Source organism: Pseudomonas sp. MOIL14HWK12:I1 (genome assembly GCF_000510705.1).
GTDB lineage: Bacteria > Pseudomonadota > Gammaproteobacteria > Pseudomonadales > Pseudomonadaceae > Chryseomonas > Chryseomonas oryzihabitans.
On sequence record NZ_KI783307.1, the window covers coordinates 1,644,159 to 1,668,912 of the forward strand.

The following is a 24,754-nucleotide window of genomic DNA, read 5'->3' on the forward strand; positions in this document are numbered from 1 at the left end:
GTCTCCATGAGCTATTTCGATTCGCTGTACGCCAGCAGCGACGATCCCTGGGACTACCGCCATCGCTGGTACGAAGCGCGCAAGCGCGATCTGACCCTGGCCATGTTGCCGCACCGTCGTTACAGCCACGGCTACGAGCCTGGCTGCTCCACCGGTGAGTTGTCCCGGCGGCTGGCCGAGCGCTGCGAGCGGCTGCTGGTCAGCGACGGCAATGCCTCCGCGGTCGCCACCGCTCGCGAGCGCCTTGCCGATCAGGCTCATGTCGAGGTGCATCACCTGCTGCTGCCGGACGCCTGGCCGGCCGGCGCCTTCGATCTTATCGTCATCAGCGAGATCGGCTACTACCTCGGCGAGCCCGGCCTGGCTGCCCTCTTGGATCGCGCCCACAGCGCGCTGCTGCCCGGAGGGGTACTGCTCGGCTGTCACTGGCGCCATCCCATCGAAGGCTGTGCCCTGACCGGCGACCAGGTTCATGAGCGCATGGCCGCCCTGCCCGGCCTGCATCGCCTGAGCCACCTCGAAGAATCCGATTTCCTCCTCACCCTCTGGTCTTCCGACCCCACCTCCGTCGCCCGCCGGGAGCAGCTTCTATGATAGGTGCCGTGATACCCGCCCATAACGAAGAGCAACACGTCGAACGCTGCCTGCAATCGGTCCTGCGCGCCGCGCGGCATCCGGCCTTGCTGGGTGAACCCGTCGAGGTCGTCATCGTGCTGGACAGCTGCACCGACGGCACCGCCGACATCGTTCGCCGGCTGCCGGTGACCGCCCTGGAAGTCTGGGCCTGCAACGTCGGCCTGACCCGGGCGACCGGCGCCGCCCACCTGATCCAGCTCGGCGCCCGCTGGCTGGCCTGCACCGATGCCGACTCAGAGGTGGCGCCGGACTGGTTCGCCGCCCAGCTCGCCTATGGCGCCGATGCCGTCTGTGGCGTGGTGGAGGTGGACGACTGGACCCCGCATTCCCCCGGCCTCAGGGCTCGCTACGAGGCGGCCTATCACGACCGCGAAGGCCATCAGCACATTCACGGCGCCAACTTCGGCATCTCCACGGCAGCCTATCTCCAGGCCGGCGGCTTTCCGTCCATGACGGTGGACGAGGACGTGACCCTGGTTACCGCGCTCCAGACCCAGGGTGCGCGTATCGCCTGGAGCAACAGCGTGCGGGTGCGCACCAGCTCGCGCCTGGACTGCCGGGCCCGCGGCGGTTTCGGCGACTACCTGAGCCTGCTCGGCGCCACTGCCTGACTAAACGCCCAGGGCGAAGGCCCCGGGCGTCGCGCCGAATTGCCGGCGAAAGGCGGCGATGAAGGCCGATGGGGAGTTGTAGCCGCAATCCAGCGCTACCTCCGTCACCGCAGCGCCCTGTTCCAGGCGTTCCAGGGCGCTGATCAGGCGCAACCGCTGGCGCCAGGTTCTGAAGGTCAACTCGGTATCGCGCAGGAACGCCCGGCTCAGTGTCTTTTCCGAGGCGCCCAGCACCCCCGACCACTGCGCCAGGGTGCGATCGTCCGACGGATTGGCCGCCAGGGCCTCGCACAGCAGACGCAGCCGGACATCCTGGGGCGCCGGCAGCGACAGTCCGACCTCGGGTGCCGCCTGCAACTGATCCAGCATCACCGACACCAGCCTTCCCTCGGGTCCCGCCTCGTCATATTCCCGGGCGAAGCCGCTGAAGGTCTTGATCAGTTCGCGGATCAGCGGACTCACCGCCACCACCCGACACCGCTCGCCCACATAAGGCGCCGCCTCGGCCCCGACATAGAGGCTGCGCATCTCCGCCCTGGGCGAGGAGCGCACCTGATGCTCGACATCGGCGGCGATCCACACCGCCCGCTGCGGCGGTGCCACATAGCTGCCCTCGGCGGTGGTCACCGTGAGCACCCCCTTGATGGCATAGGACAGCTGGCCCCAGGGATGCCGGTGCCAGGGTGTCCAGGCCGGTTGGGCCAGGGATTCCACGCGGGCATAGAGGCGCCGCGGCAGGTGCGCGAGTTCGGGCACGGGGCGTTCGACCGCAGACTGTCCGTTTGACGACATCATTGGGGCTTTTCGCGTTAGTCGGCTAGGTCAGGAGACGATAGCCTTGGGGCTATCCGCAGACAACCCGAGAGAGACCATGGCTCGTCCCCGCCTGATGCCCGACAATTTCACGCTGCTGCTGGTCGCCACGGTGATCCTGGCCAGCGTGCTGCCCTGCCAGGGCCTTGCCGCCCAGATTGCCAACGTGGTCACCAACATCGCCATCGGCCTGCTGTTCTTCCTGCACGGCGCCAAGCTGTCGCGCCAGGCACTGGTGGCCGGCATCACCCATTGGCGCCTGCACCTCCTGGTGTTCGCCTTCACCTTCGTCAGCTTTCCGCTGCTGGGCTGGGCGCTGCAGCCGCTGCTGGCCCCGCTGGTGACGCCGGAGCTCTATCTCGGCGTGCTGTTCATGTGCGCCCTGCCGGCCACGGTGCAGTCGTCCATCGCCTTCGTCTCCATGGCCCGCGGCAATGTCTCGGCCGCGGTCTGCAGTGCGTCCCTGTCCAGCCTGCTCGGTATCTTCCTCACTCCACTGCTGGTCCGGCTGCTGCTCGACGCCCACGGCGGCTCGGACGGCCAGAGCACTCTGGATGCCATCGTCAAGATCTGCGTCCAGCTGCTGCTGCCCTTCGTCGCCGGCCAGCTGCTGCGTCCGGTGATCGGCCACTGGGTGGATCGCCACAAGGGCAAGCTCAAGTTCGTCGACCAGGGGTCCATCCTGCTGGTGGTCTACACCGCCTTCAGCGCCGCGGTCATCGAAGGCCTGTGGCGCGAGACGCCGATCCTGTCGCTGGTGGGCCTGGTGTTCATCTGCGCCACCCTGCTGACCCTGGTCCTGCTCGCCACGCGCTACAGCGCCCGGCTGCTGGGCATGAGCAAGGAAGACGAGATCACCGTGGTCTTCTGCGGCTCCAAGAAGAGCCTGGCCACGGGGGTGCCCATGGCCAAGGTGCTGTTTGCCGGCAGCACCATGGGTCCGGTGCTGCTGCCGATCATGCTGTTCCACCAGATCCAGCTGATGGTCTGCGCGGTGCTGGCGCAGCGCTACGCCAGGCGCGAGACGACGGAGGCCGCGCCCGTGGCGGCGGCCCCCGTGGCGAAGTGATCCCCGCGGTGGCGAGGCGCCCGTCTAGCGCGCCTCGTCCTCGCGAACTGGCTTGCGCATGGTGACCCACTCTTCCGCGGCGGTGGGATGGATGCCCAGCGTATCGTCGAAGCAGGCCTTGGTCGCGCCCGCCTTGAGGGCGATGGCCAGGCACTGGACCTGCTCGCCGGCATCGGGGCCCACCATGTGGCAGCCCAGCACCTGGTCGCTGTCGGCATCCACCACCAGCTTCATCAGGGTGCGCTCCTGGACATCGGTCAGGCTGAGCTTGGTCGGCCGGAAGCTGCTCTGGAAGATCTTCAGCCGATGGCCACGCTCACGCGCCTCTTCTTCGCTCAGGCCGATGCTCGCCAGATTGGGCAGGCTGAAGACCGCGCTGGCGATCAGGTCGTAGTTCAGCGGGCGATAGCTGTCGGGATCGAACAGATGGCGCGCCAGGGTCATGCCCTCGGCCAGGGCCACCGGGGTCAGCTGCACCCGGCCGATGACGTCGCCGATGGCGTAGATCGAAGGCTCCGCGGTCTGGAAGGTCTCGCCGACCTTGATGAAGCCCCGGTCGTCCAGGGCGACACCGGTGTTTTCCAGGCCCAGGTCGTCCAGCATCGGTCGGCGGCCGGTGGCATAGAAGACGCAATCGGCGTCCAGCACCCGACCGTCCTTCAGCGTCACCTGCAGGCTGCCATCGGCGGCCTTGTCGATCCGCGCCACATCGGCATTGAATTGCAGGTCATGGCCGCGCTTCTGCATCTCGTCGCGCAGGTGCTCGCGTACGCCCCGGTCGAAACCGCGCAGAAACAGCTCCCGGCGATACAGCAGGGTCGTCCTGGCGCTGAGCCCCTGGAAGATCGAGGCGAATTCCACGGCGATGTAGCCGCCCCCCACCACCACCACCCGCTTGGGCAGCTCCGGCAGGTAGAAGGCCTCGTTGGAGGTGATGGCATGCTCGCGGCCGGGGAAGTCCGGCACGTCCGGCCAGCCCCCGGTGGCGATGAGGATGCGCTCGCAGCGATAGCGCTGGCCTTCCACCTCGACGGTGTGGGGATCGAGGATGCGGGCATGGGCTTCCAGCAAGGTCACCCCGCTGTTGACCAGCAAGGCCCGATAGATGCCGTTCAGCCGGCGGATCTCGTGGTCTTTGCTGGCGACCAGGGTGTTCCAGTCGAAGGCCGGAACCTCGGCATCCCAGCCATAGCCACGGGCCTGGCGGAATTCATCGCGAAAGGAGGCGCCGTAGATGAAGTATTTCTTGGGCATGCAGCCCACGTTCACACAGGTCCCGCCGAGGTAACGGCTTTCCGCCACCGCCACCCGGGCACCGAAGTCGGCCGCGAAGCGCGCGGCCCGTACCCCGCCCGAACCAGCGCCGATCACGAAGAGGTCGAAATCATAGGTCGTCATGGAGCTCTCTCTTGGCTTCTGCTGGCGTCAGCATAACGCAAGCCGCCACCGGCTACGGTCGCCGGGGCCAATCGTCAGAAACGACAAGGCCACCCGCAGGTGGCCTTGTCGACTGCACGTCAGGCTTAGAGGGCCTTGTACAGGTTCTCGAAGCAGAAGTTGGTGGCTTCGACGAAGCCTTCCGCGCTGCCGCAGTCGAAACGCTGACCCTTGAATTTGTAGGCCAGAACGCAACCGTCCTGCGCCTGCTTCATCAGGGCGTCGGTGATCTGGATCTCGCCACCCTTGCCCGGCTCGGTCTGCTCGATCAGGTCGAAGATGTCCGGGGTCAGGATGTAGCGGCCGATGATCGCCAGATTGGAAGGAGCGTCTTCCGGCTTCGGCTTCTCGACCATGTTGTTCACGCGGTAGATGTCGTCGCGGATCATCTCGCCAGCGATCACGCCATACTTGTTGGTCTCGTTGGCCGGGACTTCCTGGATGGCCACGATGGAGCAGCGGAACTGGTTGTACAGCTTGACCATCTGCTTGAGGACGCTGTCGCCTTCCAGGTTCAGGCAGAGGTCGTCCGCCAGGACCACGGCGAAGGGCTCGTCACCGATCAGCGGGCGGCCGGTCAGGATGGCGTGGCCCAGGCCCTTCATCTCCACCTGACGGGTGTAGGAGAAGGTGCAGTTGTCGATCAGCTTGCGAATGCCGACCAGGTACTTTTCCTTGTCGGTGTTCTTGATCTGGCTTTCCAGCTCATAGCTGATGTCGAAGTGGTCTTCCAGCGAGCGCTTGCCACGACCGGTAACGATCCCGATCTGATGCAGGCCCGCCTCCAGAGCTTCCTCCACGGCGTACTGCACCAGCGGCTTGTTCACAATGGGCAGCATTTCCTTGGGCATGGCTTTGGTCGCAGGGAGAAAACGAGTGCCATAGCCGGCTGCCGGAAACAGACATTTGGTGATCATGGGAGTCCTTTGATCTGTACGTGAAGGCAAAACGAACGGCGGTCTATCCAGCCGCTTGTCGCATACAATGCCCGAAGCGCGCGACGCTGGAAATAGCCAGGCATGGGCGCTCTGTGGACGTGCGGATACGACTCCAGGATTGCCTTCCGGTTCTGCGCAAAGCCGCAAAGAACTGCTATCGTCCAAAGTTTGGAACCAGCGTCACGACTCCGCGGATAGATCTCGACATGAAGAAATGGATGCTCCCGTTGCTGTGTGTTTCCCTCGCCGGCTGCTCCCTGGGCGGTCATCACGAGGCGGCGGACACGCGGCCGCTCAGCGCGGAACAGACCACCCTGCTGCGCCAGAACGATCTCTTGCAGGCCAAGCTGCTGGTCCTGGGTGGCAGCGAAGAACAGCTCAAGCTCGCGGATGCCCTGCTGCTGCGCAATGGCGGAACCAGCGCCGATGGCGAAGTGGAGTTCTATCGCGCGGTGATCGCCATCAAGCAGGGCCCGCAGACCGATGACGTCCTGGAATTGCTAAACGCCTCCGCCGATCATCGCTATCCGCTGGCCTATGCCCTGCTCTATCGGATGTATACCGATCCCTTCCTGGTGCCCGAGGCCGACCCGATCCAGGCGCAGACCTACAAGAGCGCCTACGGAGAGCTCGCGGTGGCCAAGAGTGGCTATCCGTCCTTCGACAAGGCCGTGGAAGTCACCCGCCAGCTGGCGCCCTGAACCCGCCTCTCTAGGCGGCCGCTTTGCGGCCGTTCACAGTCTGGCGCTGGCGAATGAGCAGCCGTTGACCTTTCCTGGATGTGAATGATGTCAACTGGCCGCATGACGGTAGCATCGAGCCTCTACCGTCCGCCGCCCAGAGCCATCTCCATGTCCTCGCTTGGCAAGCTGTCACCCGATATCGTTGCCGTCCGGACCGTGACGCAGCGGCTCGTCCTGCTGCTGATCGGGTTCTTCGCGCTGGCCATCCTGCTGACGCGGCTGCCGACCTTCATCAACGCCGCCAGCGGCGAGACCTGGCAGATTCGCGGCGGCCAGATTCCGCTGATGCAGTATCCCGCCATGCCGGAGCGCAGCGTGGTCGCCAACCGCCAGCTGATCGCCATGCTCAAACCGGGCGATTGCATCCTGGTTCTGGACAGCGCCCCCTTTCGCCCCTGGAAGAAGGTCATGCTGATCGGCGAAGAGAGTCGTATCGGCTGGATCCGTGTCACTCCGGCCCTGGGCGCGATCCGCCTGGAGTGACGCCAGGACCGGCGCGGCTCGACAGCAGGCGCATAACCCGGGTGTCATGCCAGCGATACCAGCGCGCCTGACCCAGCCGCTGCGCCTGCCGATGTTCCGGATGGGCGCCCCAGGCCGCGACGGCGGCCTCATCGGTCCAGTAGGACAGGGTAATGCCGAGGCCATCGGTGCCCCGCACCGATTCCATGCCCAGAAAGCCTGGCTGCGCCTGCGCCAGCTCCACCATGCGCGCCGCCATGGCCTCATAGTCGGGATCGTCGTCGGCGCGTTGCGAGACGAAGGCGATCACCACACAGTCCTCGGGCAATTCCGGCCGCTTCATGGCAGCACGCTCCGAGCGGCGATCATCGCCTCCAGCCAGGCGCGCACCACCGCGGGGACCCGGCCGGCCAGCGCCTCGCGCTCCGGCTGATAGAGGGTGCCGAAATAACAGGGATGGGTTGTCAGTTCGAAGGCAGCGGGTAGTCCTTCTTCATCCCAGGCGAGTACGCGCCAGCCGGCGTCGAGCAAAGCCGGCAGATAGGCGGGATTTACCCCGAAGCGACAGCGATAGGTGGCCTCGACCCGTTTGGCGCCGGCCGCCTCCGCCAGGCGCGACCCTGGCAGCAGTCGGAGTTGATCCTGCACCTCGATGCGGGCGCAGCTCAGGGGCGTGAGCACCGCGCGGCTGGCCGACGGATCGTCTTCACCGTGGGCGGCGTCCGTCCAGCCCAGCACGGACTGGACGTACTCCAGCAACGCGTACTGCAGCCCGCCACAGGTCCCGAGAAAGGGAATCCGCTGTTCGCGCGCCGTGCGCAGAGTCGCCAGCACCCCTTCACGATGGCGATAGGGACTCCCGGGTACGCACCAGAGGCCGTCGCAGTTGGCAAGGACGCCATCGGCCTCGACCGTCGGCAGCCAGCGTGTTTGCAGCGTGACACCCAGCGCCGTGGCGGTCAGCGCCAGGGCCTGGGGGATGGCCTGGTGGGCCACGATGGAAGGATCCTGGTCTCCCAGGAGCACGATTTCGTACGACGTCATGACGGACACCTGCAGGCGTGGAAGGTCCGACCGACTCTAGGCCCTTGGGGCCGCGGTTTTAATAGGCGTTGCGGACAGCAGCCCTTGCGTCCCTGCCCTGTCGGTCACGGCCGCCTTTCGCCAGGCGCAAGGAAACGCCCGGTACAGCAGCTGTACCGGGCGCCGGATACCAGACGATCAGGGTGCCGGGTTGGGCTGGTCGACGTGGATGGCTTCGATGGCGGCCAGGGTTTCCTGGTCCAGCACCAGCTCGCTGCTCGCCAGATTGCTTTCCAGCTGGGCGAGCGAGGTGGCGCCGATGATGTTGCTGGTGACGAAGGGCCGACTGGTGACGAAGGCCAGGGCCATCTGCGCCGGATCCAGACCGCGCTCCCGGGCCAGTTCGACATAGGCCTGGGCAGCCCGTTGCGTCTGCGGATTGCTGTAGCGCTGGAAGCGTTCGAACAGGGTCAGTCGCGCCCCTTCCGGACGGGCGCCGTTCAGGTACTTGCCCGCGAGCACACCGAAGGCCAGCGGCGAATAGGCCAGCAGCCCCACCTGCTCGCGGATGGCCTGCTCGGCCAGGCCCACTTCGAAGCTGCGGTTGAGCAGGTTATAGGGATTCTGGATCGACACCACCCGCGGCCAGCCGCGCGTCTCGCTCAGATGCAGGAAGCGCTGCACGCCCCAGGGCGTTTCGTTGGACAGGCCGACATGGCGGACCTTGCCTGCCTTCACCAGACCGTCGAGGGCCTCCAGGGTCTCCTCGATGGGCGTGAAGTCGGCATCGTTGTGCACATAGCCCAGCTGACCGAAGTAATTGGTCCGCCGATCCGGCCAGTGCAGCTGGTAGAGATCCAGGTAGTCGGTGTTGAGTCGCTTGAGACTGGCCTCCAACGCGGCGGTGAGATTGGTCTTGGTAAAGGCCAGGCCACCGTCGCGGATGTAGTCCATGTCGCGGCCAGGACCGGCCGCCTTGCTGGCCAGCACCCAGTCGGCGCGGTCGCCGTGCTGGCGGAAATAGTTGCCGAGGATGGTCTCGGTGCGGGTGTAGGTCTCGGCGCGCGGCGGCACCGGGTACATCTCGGCGGTATCCAGCAGGTTGACGCCGGCCGCCTTGGCGACCCGGATCTGCTCGAAGGCTTCTGCCTCGGTGTTCTGCTCGCCCCAGGTCATGGTACCCAGGGAAATGGCGCTCACCTTCAGCTCGGTTCGGCCCAAGGATCGATAGTGCATGGCAAGCCTCTTTCGCGGTTGAAACCGCAACGTTAGCAGGACTCCCAAGCGCAGCCCAACTCGTCTGACGATTTGAACTATCGTCCGCTTGCCGATGCCCTCCCCTTGAGGCGACAGCCCAGGCTGCTCGCTGCTAGGGAAGACGCCCATCTACCCAAGCGGGTGCCCGTAGAGGACCGACGCGACACTCCGGAGTGCACATCATGAAAGCTGTGGTTTACCAGGGCCCACGCGACGTCGCGGTCAAGAACGTAGCCGATGCCCGCATCGAAAAACCCACCGACGTCCTCGTCAGGATCACCACCACCAACATCTGCGGTTCCGACCTGCACATGTACGAGGGCCGCACCAGCTTCGAAAGTGGCCGGGTCTTCGGCCACGAGAATCTCGGCGAGGTGGTCGAGGTCGGTCTCGGCGTCGATCGCATCAAGGTTGGCGACCGGGTCTGCCTGCCCTTCAACATCGGCTGCGGATTCTGCGAGAACTGCGAGCGCGGACTGACCGGTTTCTGCCTCACCGCCAACCCGGGCGTCGCCGGTGCGGCCTACGGCTTCGCCGACATGGGCCCCTATCAGGGTGGCCAGGCGGAGTTGCTGCGGGTGCCCTACGCCGACTTCAACTGCCTGGTACTGCCCGAAGATGCCGCGGAACGCGAAGACGACTACGTGATGCTGTCCGACATCTTTCCCACCGGCTGGCATGCCACCGAGCTGGCCGGTCTGCGCCCGGGCGAATCCATCGCCATCTATGGCGCGGGCCCGGTCGGCCTCATGGCTGCCCATTCCGCCATGATCCGTGGCGCCTCCGAGGTCTATGTGGTCGACGACCAGCCGGATCGCCTGGCACTGGCGGAAAAGCTCGGCGCCAAGGCCATCCACGCCAAGGAAGGCGATGCCGTGGAGCAACTGCTCAACCTCACCCATGGGCGCGGGACCGATCGCGGCTGCGAGTGCGTCGGCTACCAGTGCTGCGATCACCACGGGCACGAAGCCAATCACCTCACCATGAACAACCTGGTGGCGTCGACCCGCGCCACCGGTGGTATCGGGGTGGTCGGGGTGTTCGTGCCCCAGGACCCGGGTGGCCGGAACGACCTGGCCAAGCAAGGCAAGATGGCCTTCGACTTCGGCAACTTCTGGTTCAAGGGCCAGCAGATCCGCACCGGCCAGGCCAACGTCAAGAATTACAACCGTGAGCTGGCGCGGTTGATCCATGCAGGCAAGGCGCGACCCTCGCAGATCATCTCCCATCGCCTGAGCCTGGCCGAGGCGCCGGACGCCTATCGCCATTTCGATGCGCGGGATGATGGCTGGACCAAGGTGGTACTCAAGCCGGCCGCTTGAGGCTGTTCACCTTCCCAGGGAGCGCTCAGGAAGAGCCGCTCCCACCCGCCGGGCGCCGCCTGCAGCCAATCACTGGTGATAGGCGCCCTGTTTGGGCTAGGATGGCGCCGCCCCGAATTCCGGGGCCTGGGTTCCCTCACCCCAGGCACTTTCAAAAAGGCCCTCTCATGCTCGAACGTATCGCTTTCGCGCGCCGCACGGCGGTCGCCGCGCTCGTCGCCTTCCATATCCTCATCATCATCGCCAGCAACTACCTGGTGCAGTTGCCGCTGCAGCTGTTCGGCTGGCACACCACCTGGGGCGCCTTCAGCTTTCCCTTCATCTTTCTCGCCACCGACCTCACCGTGCGGCTGATGGGCAAGGCGCCCGCCCGCCAGGTGATCGCCCGGGTGATGATTCCTGCCCTGGTGGTTTCCTATGGGGTCTCGGTGCTGTTCCAGGACGGCAGTTTCCAGGGCTGGGCGGCGCTGGCCGCGGTCAACGTCTTCGTGCTGCGCATCTCCCTCGCCAGCTTCTGTGCCTATGTGCTCGGCCAACTGCTCGACATCCAGGTGTTCGACCGCCTGCGGCGCTCGCGCCACTGGTGGCTGGCGCCCGCGGTCTCGACCCTGTTCGGCAACGCTCTCGACACCCTGGCCTTCTTTTCCATCGCCTTCTGGCGCAGCGACAACCCCTTCATGGCCAGTCACTGGCCGGAGATCGCCCTGGTCGACTACGGCGTCAAGCTGACGGTCAGCCTGCTGCTCTTCGTCCCGCTCTATGGCGTGCTGCTGCGTTCGCTGGTGCCTCAGGCCTGGGCGCGGCGTCCGGACCTCGCCTGAGGGCAGGATTGCTGCCAGGCGCGGCTTGGCCCTAGAGTGATGCCCCCTTCAATTGCCTTGGGTTCCGCCATGCTCGCCACCGCCCTCGCCCGCTTTCCGCGCCTGACGCTGCAACCCTCGATGACCCCGCTGGAGGTCCTGCCGCGGCTGTCGGCGGAGCTGGGCCGCGCGGTCTACTGCAAGCGCGACGACACCACCAGCCTGGCCCTGGGCGGCAACAAGGTGCGCAAGCTGGAATACCTGGTCGCCGCGGCGCTGGCCGCCGGCGCCGACACCCTGGTGACCGCCGGCGCCATCCAGTCCAACCATGTGCGCCAGACCGCCGCCGTCGCCGCGCAACAGGGCCTGGCCTGCGTCGCCCTGCTGGAAAATCCCATCGCCACCGCGGACCCCGGCTACCTGCACGGCGGCAACCGCCTCCTGCTCGAACTCTTCGGCGCCGAGATCAGAGCCGTCGCGGCGCTCGATGATCCGTTGCGCCAGCTGGAAGCCGAAGCCGAGCGCCTGCGCCAGCAAGGGCGCAAGCCCTGGGTGATCCCCATTGGCGGCTCCAGCGCCCTGGGCGCCCTCGGCTACGTCCGTGCGGCCCTGGAACTCGACGCTCAGCTGCAGGAGCTACAGTTGCAACCCGCAGCCGTCATCCTCGCCTCCGGCAGTGCCGGCACCCAGGCCGGGCTGGACCTGGCCCTTCATCATCTGCGGCCAGAGCTGCCGGTGATCGGCGTCACCGTTTCCCGCACCCAGGCCGAGCAGCTGCCCAGGGTCGCCCTGCTGCGGCAGCAGCTGGCCGAGTTGCTGGGCGTCGCTCTACCCGAGAATCCTCCGCTCCTGCGTGACGGCTACTTCGGCCCGCGCTATGGCGAGCCCAATCCCGGCACCCTGGCCGCCATCCGCCGCCTCGGCCGGCTCGAAGGCCTGGTGCTGGATCCGGTCTATACCGGCAAGGCCATGGCGGGCCTGCTGGATATGGTCGCCAGCGGGGACCTCCCACCCGGCCCCCTAATATTCCTGCACACCGGCGGCGCCCCGGGCATCTTCGCCTATGGCGACTGGTTGGCGTGATCGGCTAGCCAAGCCACAGGACGATGGCATAACGTCAGCAGTTTTCGGACTTGGGATGTCAGAACAGACACCCTCATAGTGGCGCACCCTCATAACCACAAGGATCTCTGCCATGCGCAAACCCCTCCCCCAGCGTCTGCTCCGTAGCGCCGCCCTGTTGCTCGCCCTGGGCCTGGCCCACCAGGCCACCGCCCAGGCCGAAGACCTCCTGCAGACCGTCAAGCAGCGCGGCGAACTGATCGTCGGCCTGGAGGGCACCTATCCGCCCTTCAGCTTCCAGAACGAACAGGGCCAGCTGACCGGCTTCGAAGTGGACTTCGCCAAGGCCCTGGCCAAGGAACTGGGTGTCGACGCCAAGATCCAGCCCGGCAAATGGGATGGCCTGCTCGCCGCCCTGGAATCCCGGCGTCTGGACGTGGTGATCAACCAGGTCACCATCAGCGACGAGCGCAAGAAGAAATACGATTTCTCCACCCCCTACACCGTCTCCGGCATCCAGGCCCTGGTGCGCAAGGACGACGTCGACAGCATCAAGACCGCCGCCGACCTCGCCGGCAAGAAGGTCGGCGTCGGCCTGGGCACCAACTACGAGCAATGGCTGCGCCAGAACGTACCCATGGCGGACGTGCGCACCTACGAAGACGATCCCACCAAGTACCAGGATCTGCGCGTCGGCCGCATCGACGCCATCCTCGTCGACCGCCTGGCCGCCCTGGAACTGCTGTCCAAGACCAAGGACAAGCTGGCCCTGGCCGGTGAGCCCTTCAGTCGCCAGGAGTCGGGCATCGCCGAACGCAAGGGTGATCCGCAATTCCATGCCGCGGTCGACCAGGCCATCGCCAAGCTGCGCGCCGATGGCACCCTGGCCAAGATCTCCGAGAAGTGGTTCAAGGCCGACGTCACCCAATGAGCGACACGCTACAGCTCCTGCTCGATTCGCTGCCCTTCCTGCTGAAGGGCGCGATCTGGACCGTGGTCCTGAGCCTCGGCGGCATGTTCTTCGGCCTGCTGCTGGGCTTCGGCCTGGCCCTGCTGCGCCGCTCGCCGAGCCTGCCGCTGCGTAGCCTGGCGCGGCTGTACATCTCGTTCTTCCGGGGTACGCCGCTGCTGGTGCAGCTGTTCGTCATCTACTACGGCCTGCCCGAACTGGGCCTGCAGCTCGATCCGCTGCCGGCCGCCCTGATCGGCTTTTCGCTGAACATGGCCGCCTACACCGCGGAGATCATCCGCTCGGCCATCGGCGCCATCGACCGCGGTCAGTGGGAAGCCGCCGCCAGCATCGGCATGACGCCGCTGCAGACCCTGAGGCGCGCCATCCTGCCCCAGGCGCTGCGCATCGCCCTGCCGCCACTGGGCAACAGCTTCATCTCGCTGGTCAAGGACACCTCGCTGGCGGCCACCATCCAGGTGCCGGAGCTGTTCCGCCAGGCCCAGCTGATCACCGCCCGCACCTTCGAGATCTTCAGCCTCTACCTGGCCGCGGCGCTGCTCTACTGGGTCCTGGCCAGCCTGCTGTCCACCCTGCAGAACCGCCTCGAACGGCACTACGGGCGCCACATCAACGAACGAGGTCAGTCATGATCGAGGTGCAGGGGCTGTCCAAGTCCTTCCGGCAGCAGACAGTGCTGCAGTCCATCGACCTCGAGGTGGCTCAGGGCGAGGTGGTCGCCATCATCGGCCCCAGCGGTTCGGGCAAGACCACCCTGCTGCGCTGCCTCAATCTGCTGGAGACCCCGGAGGCCGGCAGCATCCGCCTGGGCGACCTGCGCATCGACGCCAGCCGACCGCTCAAGGGCCAGCAGCACGCCATCCGCCAGCTGCGCCAGCGCATGGGCTTCGTCTTCCAGAACTTCAATCTGTTTCCCCATCGCACCGCGCTGGAGAACGTGATCGAGGGCCCCATCATCGTCCAGGGCGAGGCGCGCGATTCGGCCATCGCCCAGGGCCGTGAATGGCTAGCCAAGGTCGGCTTGGCCGACAAGGCCGATAGCTATCCCGGGCAGCTGTCGGGGGGCCAGCAGCAGCGGGTCGCCATCGCCCGAGCACTGGCCATGCGTCCCCAGGCCATCCTCTTCGACGAACCCACCTCGGCGCTGGATCCCGAGCGGGTCGGCGAGGTGCTGGAGACCATTCGCGGGCTGGCCCAGGAGGGTCGTACCCTGGTCATCGTCACCCACGAGATGGCCTTCGCGCGCGACGTCGCCCATCGCGTGCTGTTCATGGACGGCGGCCGCATCGTCGAACAGGGTCCGGCGGCCGAGTTGTTCAATCGGCCGCGTGAAGAACGCACCCGGCGCTTCCTGGCCAAGTTCGTCCGTGACAGTGCCGCCGACTACTCCTGAGCCAGACCGGCACACCCCTGCAGGCTGGCCTGGCTGACGTTGCTGTTGGCCGGCACGCCATGGGTCAGCCAGACGTTGCCGCCGATGGTCGAGCCCTGGCCGATGGTGATGCGCCCGAGGATGGTCGCCCCGGCATAGATCACCACGTCGTCCTCGACGATCGGATGGCGCGGGTGGCCCTTCTTGAGGTTGCCCTCGGCATCGGCCGGGAAGCGCTTGGCGCCCAGGGTCACTGCCTGATAGATGCGTACCCGGTCGCCGATGATGCAGGTCTCGCCGATCACCACACCGGTGCCATGGTCGATGAAGAAGCCCTCGCCGATCTGGGCACCCGGGTGGATGTCGATCCCGGTCGCCGAGTGCGCCCGCTCGCTGACCATCCGCGCCAGCAACGGCAGGCCACTGCGATAGAAGTGATGGGCGATGCGGTGATGGATCATGGCGTAGATGCCCGGGTAGCAGAGCAGCACCTCGTCCACGCTGCGCGCGGCGGGATCGCCCTGGTAGGCGGCGATCACGTCGGTGTCCAGCAGGCGCCGCAGATCCGGCAGGGCCAGGGCGAAGGCCTGCACCAGCCGACGGGCCTCGTCGGCGCGATTGACGCCGTTCTCGCCACGCTGCTTGGCGAAATAGTCCAGTTCCAGCTTCGCCTGGATCACCAGGGCATTGAGCGCCCGCTCCAGTTCGAAACCGACATAGAAGTCCTCGCTTTCCTGGCGCAGCTGATCCGGCCCCAGGCGTAGCGGAAAGAGCGCACCGCTGAGGGATTCGATCACGCTGGCCATGACGCTGCGCGACGGCAGCTCGCGGCCGCTGAACTCGCGGAAACGCCCATGGGTCTCGCGCCATTGGCTGCGCGCCTCATGCAGTTCCCCGACGATACGTCCGAGTTGCCAGTCGTTGCCGCCCGTGGATTGCCCGTTAAGTTCGCTCATAAGTCATCTATCCAGTTACCAGGCTGACGAGGATAAAGTATCCGCCGATCCCTGACAGCCCACGTCGCGCCGGGCGCGGTAAGCTGTCGTCCTTTGCCCATCAAGGAGCGCCACCCATGATCGCCTCCCCGCTGGTCACCGCTGCCTGGCTGCAGGAGCAACTCGGCCGTCCGGATCTGCTGATCCTCGATGCCAGTCTCTACCTGCCCAACGAACCCCAGATCGCCGACGAGACCTATCGGCAGCAGCACATCCCCGGCGCCCTGCGCTTCGATATCGAACACTTCTCCGATCCGGACACCGCGCTGCCGCACATGGTCCCCAGCGCGGGACGCTTCGCCCGCCTGGCTGGCGAATTGGGCGTCACCCCGGAGACCACCCTGGTCGTCTACGACCAGAAGGGCCTGTTCTCCGCCGCCCGGGCCTGGTGGCTGTTCCGCCTGTTCGGCCATGACCAGGTGATGGTGCTCGACGGCGGCCTGCCGCTCTGGCGTGAACAGGGCCTGCCGCTGGAGACCGGTGAAAACCTGCCCAACCCGCAGCCGCCCTACCCCGTCATCTTCAACAATCGCCTGCTCTGCGGCCTCGGCGATGTGCAGACCGCGCTCAGCGTGGGCCAGACCCAGGTGCTCGACGCGCGTGGCGCCAAGCGCTTCACCGGCGAGGTAGCGGAGCCGCGCCCGGGCGTCGCCTCCGGGCATATGCCCGGCAGCCAGAATCTGCCCTACGACAGCCTGCTGAACGAAGACGGCACCCTGCTGCCACCCCAGGAGTTGCGCCAGCGCTTCCAGGCCCTGGGCATCGACAGCCTGCATCCGGTGATCACCAGTTGCGGCAGTGGCGTCACCGCCGCGGTCCTGCTGCTCGCCTTGAGCGTCGCCGGCCTGCCGGATGGTCGACTCTACGACGGCTCCTGGAGCGAATGGGGTCAGCATCCGGCCACGACCAAGGCGCTGGGCCCGGCCTGAGCCGAGCTAAGCCGCTGATTTTATTAAATACCTGTAGTATCCGATAGAGACGCCCAATCGCCGACATCGCCTTTAACAATGAGGTGAATCGTCAAAATGCGATTAGTATGCGTCCTATCGATTTCAACCCTGACTTAAACCCATCAAGGAGTCATCAATGTCCCTGATCAACACCGAAGTGAAGCCTTTCACCGCGACCGCCTACCACAACGGCAAATTCGTCCAGGTGACCGAGGCCGATCTGAAGGGCAAGTGGTCCGCCATCGTGTTCTACCCGGCCGACTTCACCTTCGTGTGCCCCACCGAGCTGGAAGACCTTGCTGACCTGTACCCCGAGTTCCAGAAGCTGGGCGTGGAGATCTACGGCGTGTCCTGCGACACCCACTTCGCGCACAAGGCCTGGCACGACACCTCGGAAGCCATCAAGAAGGTCAACTACCCGCTGGTAGGCGATCCCACCGCTCGCCTGGCACGCAACTTCGAAGTGCTGATCGAAGAAGAAGGCCTGGCCCTGCGCGGCACCTTCCTGATCAACCCGGAAGGCCAGATCAAGCTGTGCGAAATCCACGACAACGGCATCGGCCGTGACGCCAGCGAACTGCTGCGCAAGGTCCGCGCCGCCCAGTACGTCGCCAGCCACCCGGGCGAAGTCTGCCCCGCCAAGTGGAAAGAAGGCGAAGCGACCCTGACCCCCTCGCTGGACCTGGTCGGCAAGATCTAACACCCGCCTGATCTAGCCCGAGCGCCCGGGCGCCTTGCCCGCGCGCTCTTTTTTTGCCCATTTTTTACGGAAGCCACGTCGCCATGTTGGACGCCAATCTGAAAGCCCAGCTCAAGACCTACCTCGAACGCGTCACGCGCCCCATCGAGATCGTCGCGTCCCTCGACGATGGCGCGAAGTCCCGTGAAATGCACAGCCTGCTGCAGGATATCGCCAGCCTGTCCGATCAGGTCAGCCTCAGCACCGACGGCACCGATGCCCGTCGCCCCTCCTTCGCCCTGCTGACCCCCGGTCAGAACATCGACCTGCGCTTCGCCGGTCTGCCCATGGGCCACGAATTCACCTCCCTGGTACTGGCCCTGCTGCAGGTGGGCGGTCATCCGTCCAAGGCCAGCCAGGACGTCATCGAGCAGGTCAAGGCGCTCGACGGCGACTACCAGTTCGAAACCTACTTCTCCCTCTCCTGCCAGAACTGCCCGGACGTGGTGCAGGCCCTGAACCTCATGGCCGTGCTCAATCCCCGGGTCAAGCACGTCGCCGTCGACGGCGCCCTGTTCCAGGACGAGGTCGAGCGCCGCCAGATCATGGCCGTGCCTAGCGTCTACCTGAACGGCGAACCCTTCGGCCAAGGCCGCATGGGTCTGGAAGAGATCGTCGCCAAGCTCGACACCGGCGCCGCCGCTCGCTCAGCCGACAAGCTCAATGCCAAGGACGCCTTCGACGTCCTGGTCATCGGGGGTGGCCCGGCTGGCGCTGCCGCTGCCGTCTATGCCGCACGCAAGGGCATCCGTACCGGCGTCGCCGCCGAGCGTTTCGGCGGCCAGGTACTGGACACCCTGGCCATCGAGAACTTCATCTCCATCAAGGAGACCGAAGGGCCGAAGCTGGCCATGGCGCTGGAAGAGCACGTCAAGCAGTACGAAGTCGACATCATGAACCTGCAGCGCGCCGAGCAGCTGATTCCGGCCCACGAAGCCGGCGGCCTGCACGAAGTCCGCTTCACCGATGGCGGCTCGCTCAAGGCCAAGACGCTGATCCTGGCCACCGGCGCTCGCTGGCGCGAGATGAACGTCCCCGGTGAGCGGGAATACCGCAACCGCGGCGTGGCCTACTGCCCGCACTGCGATGGCCCCCTGTTCAAGGGCAAGCGCGTCGCCGTGATTGGTGGCGGCAACTCGGGTGTCGAGGCGGCCATCGACCTCGCCGGCATCGTCGCCCAGGTCACCCTGATCGAGTACGACGGCCAGCTGCGTGCCGACGCCGTGCTGCAGCGCAAGCTGTTCAGCCTGCCCAACGTGACCGTCATCACCAGCGCCCTCACCAGCGAAGTCAAGGGCGACGGCCAGAAGGTCAACGGCCTGGTCTACAAGGATCGCAACTCCAGCGAGTTCCACCACCTCGACCTGGAAGGCGTCTTCGTGCAGATCGGACTGGTGCCCAACACCGACTGGCTCAAGGGTACCGTCGAGCTGTCGCCGCGCGGCGAGATCGAAGTTGACGCCCGCTGCCAGACCTCCCTGCCCGGCGTCTTCGCCGCGGGCGACGTCACCACCGTGCCCTACAAGCAGATCGTCATCGCCCTTGGCGAAGGTGCCAAGGCCTCCCTGGCCGCCTTCGATCACCTGATCCGCACCAGCGCCTGATCGATCTCACGCCCCCTTTCCCGCCCGGCATCTGCCGGGCTTTTTTTCGTCTGCCGTTTTCTGCGTCCACCTTGGCATGTTTCTCGCTGTGACCTAACCAGGCGTCATAAAGATGGGCACGAACGGTCTAGGAGTTCCTCCCGGACTTTCGTTAGGATCTTAGGGCCGGGTTCCTGAACCTGGCAGCTCCAGCGGTAGAGGACCAGCGGCATATGCACAGACAGATTTCTTCCAGCATCCACGACTCCTATCCCCCCAAGCTCGCGCCCGCCACGCCGCTCACCCCTCCCGAGCTGGTGGCCTCCCTGGAAGCCACCCTGGCTCAACGCCAACCCGGCCCGGTCTGGCTGTTCGCCTACGGCTCGCTGATCTGGCGCCCCGAGTGCCCCGCCGTCGCCGTGCGCCGGGCGCGGGTGCACGGCTATCACCGCGGTCTCTATCTCTGGTCCCAGCTGCATCGCGGCACCCCCGAGCAACCCGGCCTGGTACTGGGCCTGGATCGCGGCGGCTCCTGCTCGGGCTTCGCCTACCAGCTGCCGGATGACCAACTGGACGATCACCTGCTGGCCCTCTGGAAGCGCGAGATGCCGGATGGGTCCTACCGCCCCCGCTGGCTGCAATGCCACCTGGAAGACGGCAGCAAGGTGCAGGCGCTCGGCTTCGTGCTGAAGCGCAATCTGCCCTGCTACGCCGGCAGCCTGCCCGATGATATCCTCAATCGCGTCCTGACCGAGGCCTGCGGCCATTTCGGCACCACCCTGGAATACGTCGAGCGCACCATCACGGCGCTCAGGGCCCACGCCATGCCCGATCGCAACCTGGAAGCCCTGCTGCAGCGCTATCGCAGCGCACCCCTGCTGGAGGCCATGCAGGGATGAAGCAACGTCAGATCAACCCCCACAAGCTGCTGCTCAGCAAATGGACGGCCGTCCAGCCACGCGAACGGCAAAAGCACTTCATCGTCACCCGGGTCCATACCCCGGAAGTCGAGACCGACCCCATCTCGCAGATAGATCTGCAAGCCGTTCTCACTCGCCGTACCTGGACGCTGGACTGGCACGAGTTGCAGGATGCAGAATGCTGGCTGCAAGGCTGGCAATGAAACTCCGAAAGCAGGGCCGGGATTTTGCGACTAGCATCGCGATATGACGGCACTTTTCTGCAAAGGTGAAACCCTGTAGCAGCCAATGCTGTCACAGTGCCACCTTTGAACAGGAAGCTTTTCCGGATGACCCTCTATGTCGAACTCGCCAGCGCCTTCAACACCCTCAAAGGCGGATTCGAGCCGTTGCGCTGCGTGATCTCGACGCGTGATCAGCGCGCCTACGATGTCGAGGTCTTTTCCCGCAGCGGTCAGTCGGTACTGAATCGCCCTATCGCCCGCACCGAATTGCTCGACGCGGCCATGCTCGAAGCCTTCATCCTCGACAGCCGCTCACGTATCGAGCGAGACGCGGATGAAACGCCCTACTGGACGATTCCCTCCTGAACGAAAAAGGCCACTCGAACAGGAGTGGCCTTTTCATTTGGATGGTGCCCGAGGCCGGAATCGAACCGGCACGACGGTTAAGTCGAGGGATTTTAAGTCCCTTGTGTCTACCAGTTTCACCACTCGGGCAGAACCGAACCCTCAGACAAGCGGATTCGTAAAACCTGATCCAGTATTCATACGTCCCTGGATGATGAAAAGCCCCGTAGACCTGGGATCTACGGGGCTCTCAATAGTGGAGGCCGAGGTCGGAATCGAACCGGCGTACACGGATTTGCAATCCGCTGCATGACCACTCTGCCACCCGGCCTCAAACCTGAATGTCTTGCGACACTCATGTAAAACATGGAGCGGGAAACGAGACTCGAACTCGCGACCCCGACCTTGGCAAGGTCGTGCTCTACCAACTGAGCTATTCCCGCTTGGTGACGGGCGCCATTCTATCTGAGCCACCCTTCATGTCAAGCCATTGATTCAAAAAACTTATTTCTTTTTCTCGGCGCTCATCAGATGCGGCCACGCCGCCATCAGATAGGTGCACATGGACCACAGGGTCAGGGCTGCTGCGACGATGAGCAACGCATAACCACTGATGACCCAGAAGGTCATCTGCGGCGGGTTGGCCAACAGGATGACCAGCGCCAGCATCTGCGCCGCCGTCTTCCACTTGCCCAGATTGGATACTGCGACCTGGGCCCGGGCGCCCAACTCGGCCATCCACTCCCGCAGCGCCGATACCACGATCTCGCGACCGACGATGATGACGGCAGGCAGTGTCAGCCAGGCATTGGCATGCTCCTGCACTAGCAACACCAGGGCCACGGCGACGATGAGCTTGTCCGCTACCGGATCCAGGAAGGCACCGAAGGGCGTGCTCTGCCCCAGGCGCCGAGCCAGATAACCATCCAGCCAGTCGGTTGCACAGGCGATGGCGAAGATGGTGCTGGCGGTCCAGTAACTCCAGTGGACTGGCAGATAGAACAGGATGACAAAGAGCGGAATGAGGAAGACGCGCAGTACGGTAAGCAGATTTGGAATATTCATTGGCGCGGCTGTTGGTGAACGTGAGGCGATTCTACTCGCTGTGCAAGGCCGCATAAATCTGCTCGGCCAGCTTTTTGCTAATGCTTGGCGCTTTGGCGATCTCTTCGATACTCGCACGCTGCAGCTCACGGAGTCCGCCAAAGTGCTTGAGAAGCTCCTGCCGCCGCTTGGGCCCGATTCCGGCAACCTCCTCCAGCGAAGACGTCCGGCGCGCCTTGCCGCGGCGTGCGCGGTGTCCGGTGATGGCGAATCGGTGCGCCTCGTCGCGAATCTGCTGAATGAGATGCAGCGCGGGCGAATGAGCCGGCAGGGTGAATTCGTTGGACGGATCGTCCAGATAGAGGACTTCGAGACCCGGCTTGCGGGTGACGCCCTTGGCGACGCCCAGCAGGACCAGATCCGGCACCGCCAACTCCCTGAGCACCTCACGCGCCATGGCCAGCTGGCCCTTGCCTCCATCCACCAGGAGGATGTCAGGCAGCTTGCCCTCGCCCGCCTTGAGCCGGCTGAAGCGGCGGGTCAACGCCTGATGCATGGCGGCATAGTCATCGCCTGCGGTTACACCCTCGATGTTGTAACGACGATAATCCGACTTGAGCGGTCCTTCCGGCCCGAAGACCACGCAGGACGCCACGGTCGCCTCGCCACTGGAATGACTGATATCGAAACACTCCAGCCGCTGAGGCGGTTCCGGCAGATCCAGCGCCTGCACCAGGGCATCGAAACGCACCCCCATGTGCTGCCGATTGGCCAGTCGGGTATTCAGCGCCTGCTCCGCATTGGTTACCGCCAACTGCTGCCAGCGGGCTCGGGTCCCCCGGACGCGATGAGCGATGACCAGCTGCCGCTTGTGAACCTCGGCAAAGGCATCGATCAGGGTAGCGAAGTCCTCGTGGACGGAATTCACGATGATCTCGTCCGGCAGATCCCGCTCCAGGTAGGCGAGGTAGTACTGCTCCAGGAAGGCGGCCAGCACTTCGCTGGAATCCTCCTCGATCCCTACCTCCGGGAAGAAATTCTTGCTGCCCAGCACTCGCCCGCCGCGTACGCTGACCAGGTGCACACAGGCACCGCCCGGATTGACGAGCGCGGCGATGACATCGACATCACCGGTGCCTCCCTCGATGCTCTGCTGATCCTGAACGCGTCGCACCAGGGCCACCTGATCACGCAACTCCGCTGCCCGCTCGAACTGCAGATTGACCGAGGCGCTTTCCATCTTGGCTTGCAGCTCTTCCGCCAGGGCATTGCTACGCCCTTCTAGAAACATGGCCGAATGACGGACGTCCTCGCCATATTCCTGCTCGCTGACGAGCGCCACGCAGGGGCCCTTGCATCTCTTGATCTGATACTGCAGGCAGGGCCGCGTACGATTGCGAAAGTAGTTGTCATCGCATTGCCGTACCTGAAAGGCTTTCTGCAGCAGATTGAGACTTTCGCGGATGGCACCGGCGCTGGGATAAGGACCGAAGTAGCGCCCCTTCCCTCTCTTCTCTCCACGGTGAATGGTCAGTCGCGGATACTGATCCTCAGTTGAGAGATAGACATAGGGGTAGGACTTATCATCCCTCAACAGGATGTTGTAGGGCGGGCGCCACTGCTTGATGAGATTCTGTTCCAGCAGGAGCGCTTCGGTCTCGTTGCCGGTGATGGTGGTCTCGATCTGAGCGATCTTGGACACCATGGAAGCCGTCTTGGGTGCCAAGCCGGTCTTTCTGAAATAGCTGGAAAGTCGGTTCTTGAGATTCTTGGCCTTACCAACATAGAGGAGCTTGCCGCCCTCATCGAACATCCGATATACACCCGGACGTCCACTGCAACCGGATAGAAAGGCTGCAGCATCGAAAGATTGACTCATATCAACTCGTTGCATCTACCATGCCGTGGCGAACAGCCAACATGGCTAGTTCGACATCGCTGGTAATCGATAATTTCTCGAAGATCCGATAGCGATAGGTGTTGACGGTCTTCGGCGACAAACAGAGCTTGTCGGAAATGACCTGGACTTTCTGGCAACCTGCGATCATCAGCGCGATCTGAATCTCTCGCTCGGACAGCTGATCGAAGGGCGACGCTTCGGCCTTGGACTGAAAGGGTTTCAAGGCCAGCTGCTGGGCGATCTGCGCACTGATGTAACGCCGACCGGCGAAGGCCTGCTTGATGGCGGTGATCATCTCTTCGATGTCGGCACCCTTGGTCAGATACCCTGCAGCACCCGCCTGGAGCAGACGCGTCGGAAAAGGATCTTCCTCGCAGGCCGTGACGACCACCACCTTCAGGTCGGGTCGGCTGCGCAGGAGCTTGCGGGTAGCTTCCAGCCCACCGATACCGGGCATCCGGACGTCCATCAGGACTACATCCGGCTCGAGCTCACGGGCCAGCATCAGTGCATTTTCGCCACTGTCTGCCTGGCCGACGACCTGGATTCCTGCCACATCCGCCAACATCCGTACGATGCCGGTACGAACAAGATCATGATCGTCGACAACTAGCACCTTGATCAAAATCGAATCCCCTTCGCTTGCGCTTTCATCGCTTGCGTCACCTAAACAACTATCCGCTGGCCCTACCCGTTAAGGAATAGGATCCTAGGCTACGCTATAAATTTGATTGGTCATGCAAAGAAAAAAGGGGTACGACGCTTCGCACCCCTTGCCTGCCGGCCTTAGGCCATTGGGCATTGTATACCGAAAAGAGCTGGAGATATGAAGCAGATCGGAATCATTCCCGGGCAGGTTACCAATGGTTCGCCGAGGTGTTGGCTCAATCCGCAAGATCCAGGCCTGATCGTCGAAGGCCTCCCCGCTCCCCTGCGCGCCACCCTGATAGCCCGCAAACCCTGAACCCAAAAAGCCCGGCACATGCCGGGCTTTTTCTTGCTCGCGTAACGCTGCGGTAGGTTGGGTTGAGCGCAGCGAAGCCCAGCATCCAGTTGATCGCGGCCATGGGCCGCTCCTACGGCATGCCTTCTAGCAGGAGCGGCCGCATCGGCGGACCGCCATGGCGCAGCCGGGCTGTTGTGGCTCTTGTGCTCTTTGCAGAATGCCAGCAGCGCCCGTCTAGCAAGCCCTACTCCAAACTCTTTACCACTCCGCTCCTGGTCCCCTCTCCCCCCGGGAGAGGGCTAGGGTGAGGGCAACCTCAACTCCGCAGCCCCAGGCCTTCGCTGGCCAATTTTCTGCCCCCAGCGCCTAGGCGCCCTGAGGCCTGGCCAAACTTTTCCCGCCCCAAAGACAACACCCCCGCCAGAGTGAACTGAGCGGGGGTGCTGGGTGTTAGGCGCTTGACGATGACCTACTCTCACATGGGGAAGCCCCACACTACCATCGGCGATGCATCGTTTCACTTCTGAGTTCGGGAAGGGATCAGGTGGTTCCAATGCTCTATGTTCGTCAAGCAATTCGGTTGGCTGGCCAGG

27 protein-coding genes, 3 tRNA genes and 1 rRNA gene are annotated in these 24,754 nt (G+C 64.6%); 17 read left to right on the forward strand and 14 right to left on the reverse strand.

Going from position 1 to position 24,754, the window contains the following annotated elements; all coding sequences use genetic code 11:
- The first annotated feature begins 6 nt into the window (after positions 1–6).
- Both PSEK12I1_RS0117525 and PSEK12I1_RS0117530 read left to right on the forward strand, forming a co-directional pair.
- Positions 7–594: a trans-aconitate 2-methyltransferase gene (locus PSEK12I1_RS0117525; RefSeq protein ID WP_077173015.1), complete on the forward strand. Its 588-nt coding sequence runs from the start codon at positions 7–9 to the stop codon at positions 592–594.
- Positions 591–1,247 carry a glycosyltransferase family 2 protein gene (locus tag PSEK12I1_RS0117530; protein ID WP_027599219.1) on the forward strand — a complete coding sequence of 219 codons (657 nt, stop codon included), beginning with the start codon at positions 591–593 and terminating at the stop codon, positions 1,245–1,247. The genes PSEK12I1_RS0117525 and PSEK12I1_RS0117530 overlap by 4 nt, the downstream gene beginning before the upstream one ends.
- Here the strand turns inward: PSEK12I1_RS0117530 and PSEK12I1_RS0117535 are convergent, their stop codons facing one another.
- Entirely contained in the window at positions 1,248–2,042 is a 795-nt protein-coding gene (locus PSEK12I1_RS0117535) for a helix-turn-helix domain-containing protein (protein ID WP_081737510.1), read from the reverse strand. It lies immediately after the preceding gene.
- Between the two features lie 76 nt (positions 2,043–2,118).
- On the opposite strand from PSEK12I1_RS0117535, the gene PSEK12I1_RS0117540 reads away from it, so the two are divergent.
- Positions 2,119–3,129 (forward strand): bile acid:sodium symporter family protein, encoded by a 1,011-nt coding sequence (locus tag PSEK12I1_RS0117540; RefSeq protein ID WP_027602421.1) that lies wholly within the window; start codon positions 2,119–2,121, stop codon positions 3,127–3,129.
- A 24-nt stretch (positions 3,130–3,153) separates the two neighbouring features.
- Here the strand turns inward: PSEK12I1_RS0117540 and gorA are convergent, their stop codons facing one another.
- Both gorA and galU read right to left on the reverse strand, forming a co-directional pair.
- Positions 3,154–4,527: a glutathione-disulfide reductase gene (gene gorA, locus PSEK12I1_RS0117545; protein WP_027602422.1), complete on the reverse strand. Its 1,374-nt coding sequence runs from the start codon at positions 4,525–4,527 to the stop codon at positions 3,154–3,156.
- 125 nt (positions 4,528–4,652) lie between these two features.
- A complete protein-coding gene (gene galU, locus PSEK12I1_RS0117550; protein ID WP_007161840.1) occupies positions 4,653–5,483 on the reverse strand; it encodes a UTP--glucose-1-phosphate uridylyltransferase GalU in 831 nt (276 codons plus the stop codon).
- A 239-nt stretch (positions 5,484–5,722) separates the two neighbouring features.
- On the opposite strand from galU, the gene PSEK12I1_RS0117555 reads away from it, so the two are divergent.
- Together PSEK12I1_RS0117555 and PSEK12I1_RS0117560 are read left to right on the forward strand one after the other, a co-directional pair.
- Positions 5,723–6,205: a hypothetical protein gene (locus tag PSEK12I1_RS0117555; protein WP_231501019.1), complete on the forward strand. Its 483-nt coding sequence runs from the start codon at positions 5,723–5,725 to the stop codon at positions 6,203–6,205.
- Between the two features lie 150 nt (positions 6,206–6,355).
- A complete protein-coding gene (locus PSEK12I1_RS0117560) occupies positions 6,356–6,730 on the forward strand; it encodes a hypothetical protein (protein ID WP_027602424.1) in 375 nt (124 codons plus the stop codon).
- Here the strand turns inward: PSEK12I1_RS0117560 and PSEK12I1_RS0117565 are convergent.
- The 3 genes from PSEK12I1_RS0117565 to PSEK12I1_RS0117575 all read right to left on the reverse strand — a co-directional run bounded on the left by PSEK12I1_RS0117565 (position 6,696) and on the right by PSEK12I1_RS0117575 (position 8,968).
- Positions 6,696–7,052, reverse strand: a complete 357-nt coding sequence (locus PSEK12I1_RS0117565) for an antibiotic biosynthesis monooxygenase (protein ID WP_027602425.1) — start codon at positions 7,050–7,052, stop codon at positions 6,696–6,698. The two genes, PSEK12I1_RS0117560 and PSEK12I1_RS0117565, sit on opposite strands and share 35 nt — an antisense overlap.
- Positions 7,049–7,753, reverse strand: coding sequence for a gamma-glutamyl-gamma-aminobutyrate hydrolase family protein (locus tag PSEK12I1_RS0117570; protein ID WP_027602426.1), 705 nt, complete (start codon positions 7,751–7,753; stop codon positions 7,049–7,051). Before PSEK12I1_RS0117570 ends, PSEK12I1_RS0117565 begins: the two co-directional genes overlap by 4 nt.
- 177 nt (positions 7,754–7,930) lie before the next feature.
- The gene (locus tag PSEK12I1_RS0117575; RefSeq protein ID WP_027602427.1) at positions 7,931–8,968 is read right to left on the reverse strand and encodes an NADP(H)-dependent aldo-keto reductase; all 1,038 of its coding nucleotides are present in this window, start codon (positions 8,966–8,968) and stop codon (positions 7,931–7,933) included.
- A 203-nt stretch (positions 8,969–9,171) separates the two neighbouring features.
- Here PSEK12I1_RS0117575 and PSEK12I1_RS0117580 point away from each other — a divergent pair, with 203 nt between their 5' ends.
- The 6 genes from PSEK12I1_RS0117580 to tcyN all read left to right on the forward strand — a co-directional run bounded on the left by PSEK12I1_RS0117580 (position 9,172) and on the right by tcyN (position 14,536).
- Positions 9,172–10,311, forward strand: coding sequence for a glutathione-independent formaldehyde dehydrogenase (locus PSEK12I1_RS0117580; RefSeq protein ID WP_027602428.1), 1,140 nt, complete (start codon positions 9,172–9,174; stop codon positions 10,309–10,311).
- 167 nt (positions 10,312–10,478) lie between these two features.
- Positions 10,479–11,132: a 7-cyano-7-deazaguanine/7-aminomethyl-7-deazaguanine transporter gene (locus tag PSEK12I1_RS0117585; protein WP_027602429.1), complete on the forward strand. Its 654-nt coding sequence runs from the start codon at positions 10,479–10,481 to the stop codon at positions 11,130–11,132.
- A gap of 69 nt (positions 11,133–11,201) precedes the next feature.
- Positions 11,202–12,194: a D-cysteine desulfhydrase gene (locus tag PSEK12I1_RS0117590; RefSeq protein ID WP_027602430.1), complete on the forward strand. Its 993-nt coding sequence runs from the start codon at positions 11,202–11,204 to the stop codon at positions 12,192–12,194.
- A gap of 112 nt (positions 12,195–12,306) precedes the next feature.
- A complete protein-coding gene (tcyJ, locus tag PSEK12I1_RS0117595; RefSeq protein ID WP_037007059.1) occupies positions 12,307–13,104 on the forward strand; it encodes a cystine ABC transporter substrate-binding protein in 798 nt (265 codons plus the stop codon).
- Positions 13,101–13,775: a cystine ABC transporter permease gene (gene tcyL, locus PSEK12I1_RS0117600; RefSeq protein WP_027599207.1), complete on the forward strand. Its 675-nt coding sequence runs from the start codon at positions 13,101–13,103 to the stop codon at positions 13,773–13,775. Before tcyJ ends, tcyL begins: the two co-directional genes overlap by 4 nt.
- On the forward strand, positions 13,772–14,536 hold the full coding sequence (tcyN, locus tag PSEK12I1_RS0117605; RefSeq protein WP_027602432.1) for an L-cystine ABC transporter ATP-binding protein TcyN: 765 nt from the start codon (positions 13,772–13,774) through the stop codon (positions 14,534–14,536). Before tcyL ends, tcyN begins: the two co-directional genes overlap by 4 nt.
- On the opposite strand, the gene epsC is transcribed toward tcyN, so the two are convergent.
- A complete protein-coding gene (gene epsC / locus PSEK12I1_RS0117610; protein ID WP_007161852.1) occupies positions 14,527–15,471 on the reverse strand; it encodes a serine O-acetyltransferase EpsC in 945 nt (314 codons plus the stop codon). The genes tcyN and epsC overlap by 10 nt on opposite strands.
- Positions 15,472–15,587: 116 nt before the next feature.
- On the opposite strand from epsC, the gene sseA reads away from it, so the two are divergent.
- From sseA to PSEK12I1_RS0117640, 6 genes are all read left to right on the forward strand, one after another.
- The gene (gene sseA / locus PSEK12I1_RS0117615) at positions 15,588–16,439 is read left to right on the forward strand and encodes a 3-mercaptopyruvate sulfurtransferase (protein ID WP_027602433.1); all 852 of its coding nucleotides are present in this window, start codon (positions 15,588–15,590) and stop codon (positions 16,437–16,439) included.
- A 157-nt stretch (positions 16,440–16,596) separates the two neighbouring features.
- On the forward strand, positions 16,597–17,160 hold the full coding sequence (gene ahpC, locus PSEK12I1_RS0117620; RefSeq protein ID WP_027602434.1) for an alkyl hydroperoxide reductase subunit C: 564 nt from the start codon (positions 16,597–16,599) through the stop codon (positions 17,158–17,160).
- A gap of 83 nt (positions 17,161–17,243) precedes the next feature.
- The gene (gene ahpF / locus PSEK12I1_RS0117625; RefSeq protein WP_027599204.1) at positions 17,244–18,803 is read left to right on the forward strand and encodes an alkyl hydroperoxide reductase subunit F; all 1,560 of its coding nucleotides are present in this window, start codon (positions 17,244–17,246) and stop codon (positions 18,801–18,803) included.
- A 212-nt stretch (positions 18,804–19,015) separates the two neighbouring features.
- Positions 19,016–19,681 (forward strand): gamma-glutamylcyclotransferase, encoded by a 666-nt coding sequence (locus PSEK12I1_RS0117630; RefSeq protein ID WP_007161856.1) that lies wholly within the window; start codon positions 19,016–19,018, stop codon positions 19,679–19,681.
- On the forward strand, positions 19,678–19,905 hold the full coding sequence (locus PSEK12I1_RS0117635) for a TIGR02450 family Trp-rich protein (RefSeq protein ID WP_007161857.1): 228 nt from the start codon (positions 19,678–19,680) through the stop codon (positions 19,903–19,905). The genes PSEK12I1_RS0117630 and PSEK12I1_RS0117635 overlap by 4 nt, the downstream gene beginning before the upstream one ends.
- Positions 19,906–20,031: 126 nt before the next feature.
- Positions 20,032–20,292 (forward strand): hypothetical protein, encoded by a 261-nt coding sequence (locus tag PSEK12I1_RS0117640; RefSeq protein WP_007161858.1) that lies wholly within the window; start codon positions 20,032–20,034, stop codon positions 20,290–20,292.
- Between the two features lie 42 nt (positions 20,293–20,334).
- Here PSEK12I1_RS0117640 and PSEK12I1_RS0117645 read toward each other — a convergent pair.
- From PSEK12I1_RS0117645 to rrf, 7 genes are all read right to left on the reverse strand, one after another.
- Positions 20,335–20,421 (reverse strand) — tRNA-Leu (locus tag PSEK12I1_RS0117645).
- Positions 20,422–20,528: 107 nt separating this feature from the next.
- Positions 20,529–20,602 (reverse strand) — tRNA-Cys (locus tag PSEK12I1_RS0117650).
- 36 nt (positions 20,603–20,638) lie between these two features.
- Positions 20,639–20,714 (reverse strand) — tRNA-Gly (locus tag PSEK12I1_RS0117655).
- Positions 20,715–20,775: 61 nt separating this feature from the next.
- Positions 20,776–21,336, reverse strand: coding sequence for a CDP-diacylglycerol--glycerol-3-phosphate 3-phosphatidyltransferase (gene pgsA, locus PSEK12I1_RS0117660; protein ID WP_007161859.1), 561 nt, complete (start codon positions 21,334–21,336; stop codon positions 20,776–20,778).
- A gap of 31 nt (positions 21,337–21,367) precedes the next feature.
- Entirely contained in the window at positions 21,368–23,194 is a 1,827-nt protein-coding gene (uvrC, locus tag PSEK12I1_RS0117665) for an excinuclease ABC subunit UvrC (RefSeq protein WP_027599190.1), read from the reverse strand.
- Position 23,195: 1 nt separating this feature from the next.
- Complete coding sequence (uvrY, locus tag PSEK12I1_RS0117670) at positions 23,196–23,840, reverse strand: UvrY/SirA/GacA family response regulator transcription factor (RefSeq protein ID WP_027599189.1); 645 nt, start codon at positions 23,838–23,840, stop codon at positions 23,196–23,198.
- Positions 23,841–24,617: 777 nt separating this feature from the next.
- Positions 24,618–24,733, reverse strand: a 5S ribosomal RNA gene (gene rrf, locus PSEK12I1_RS0117675).
- Positions 24,734–24,754 lie beyond the last annotated feature (21 nt).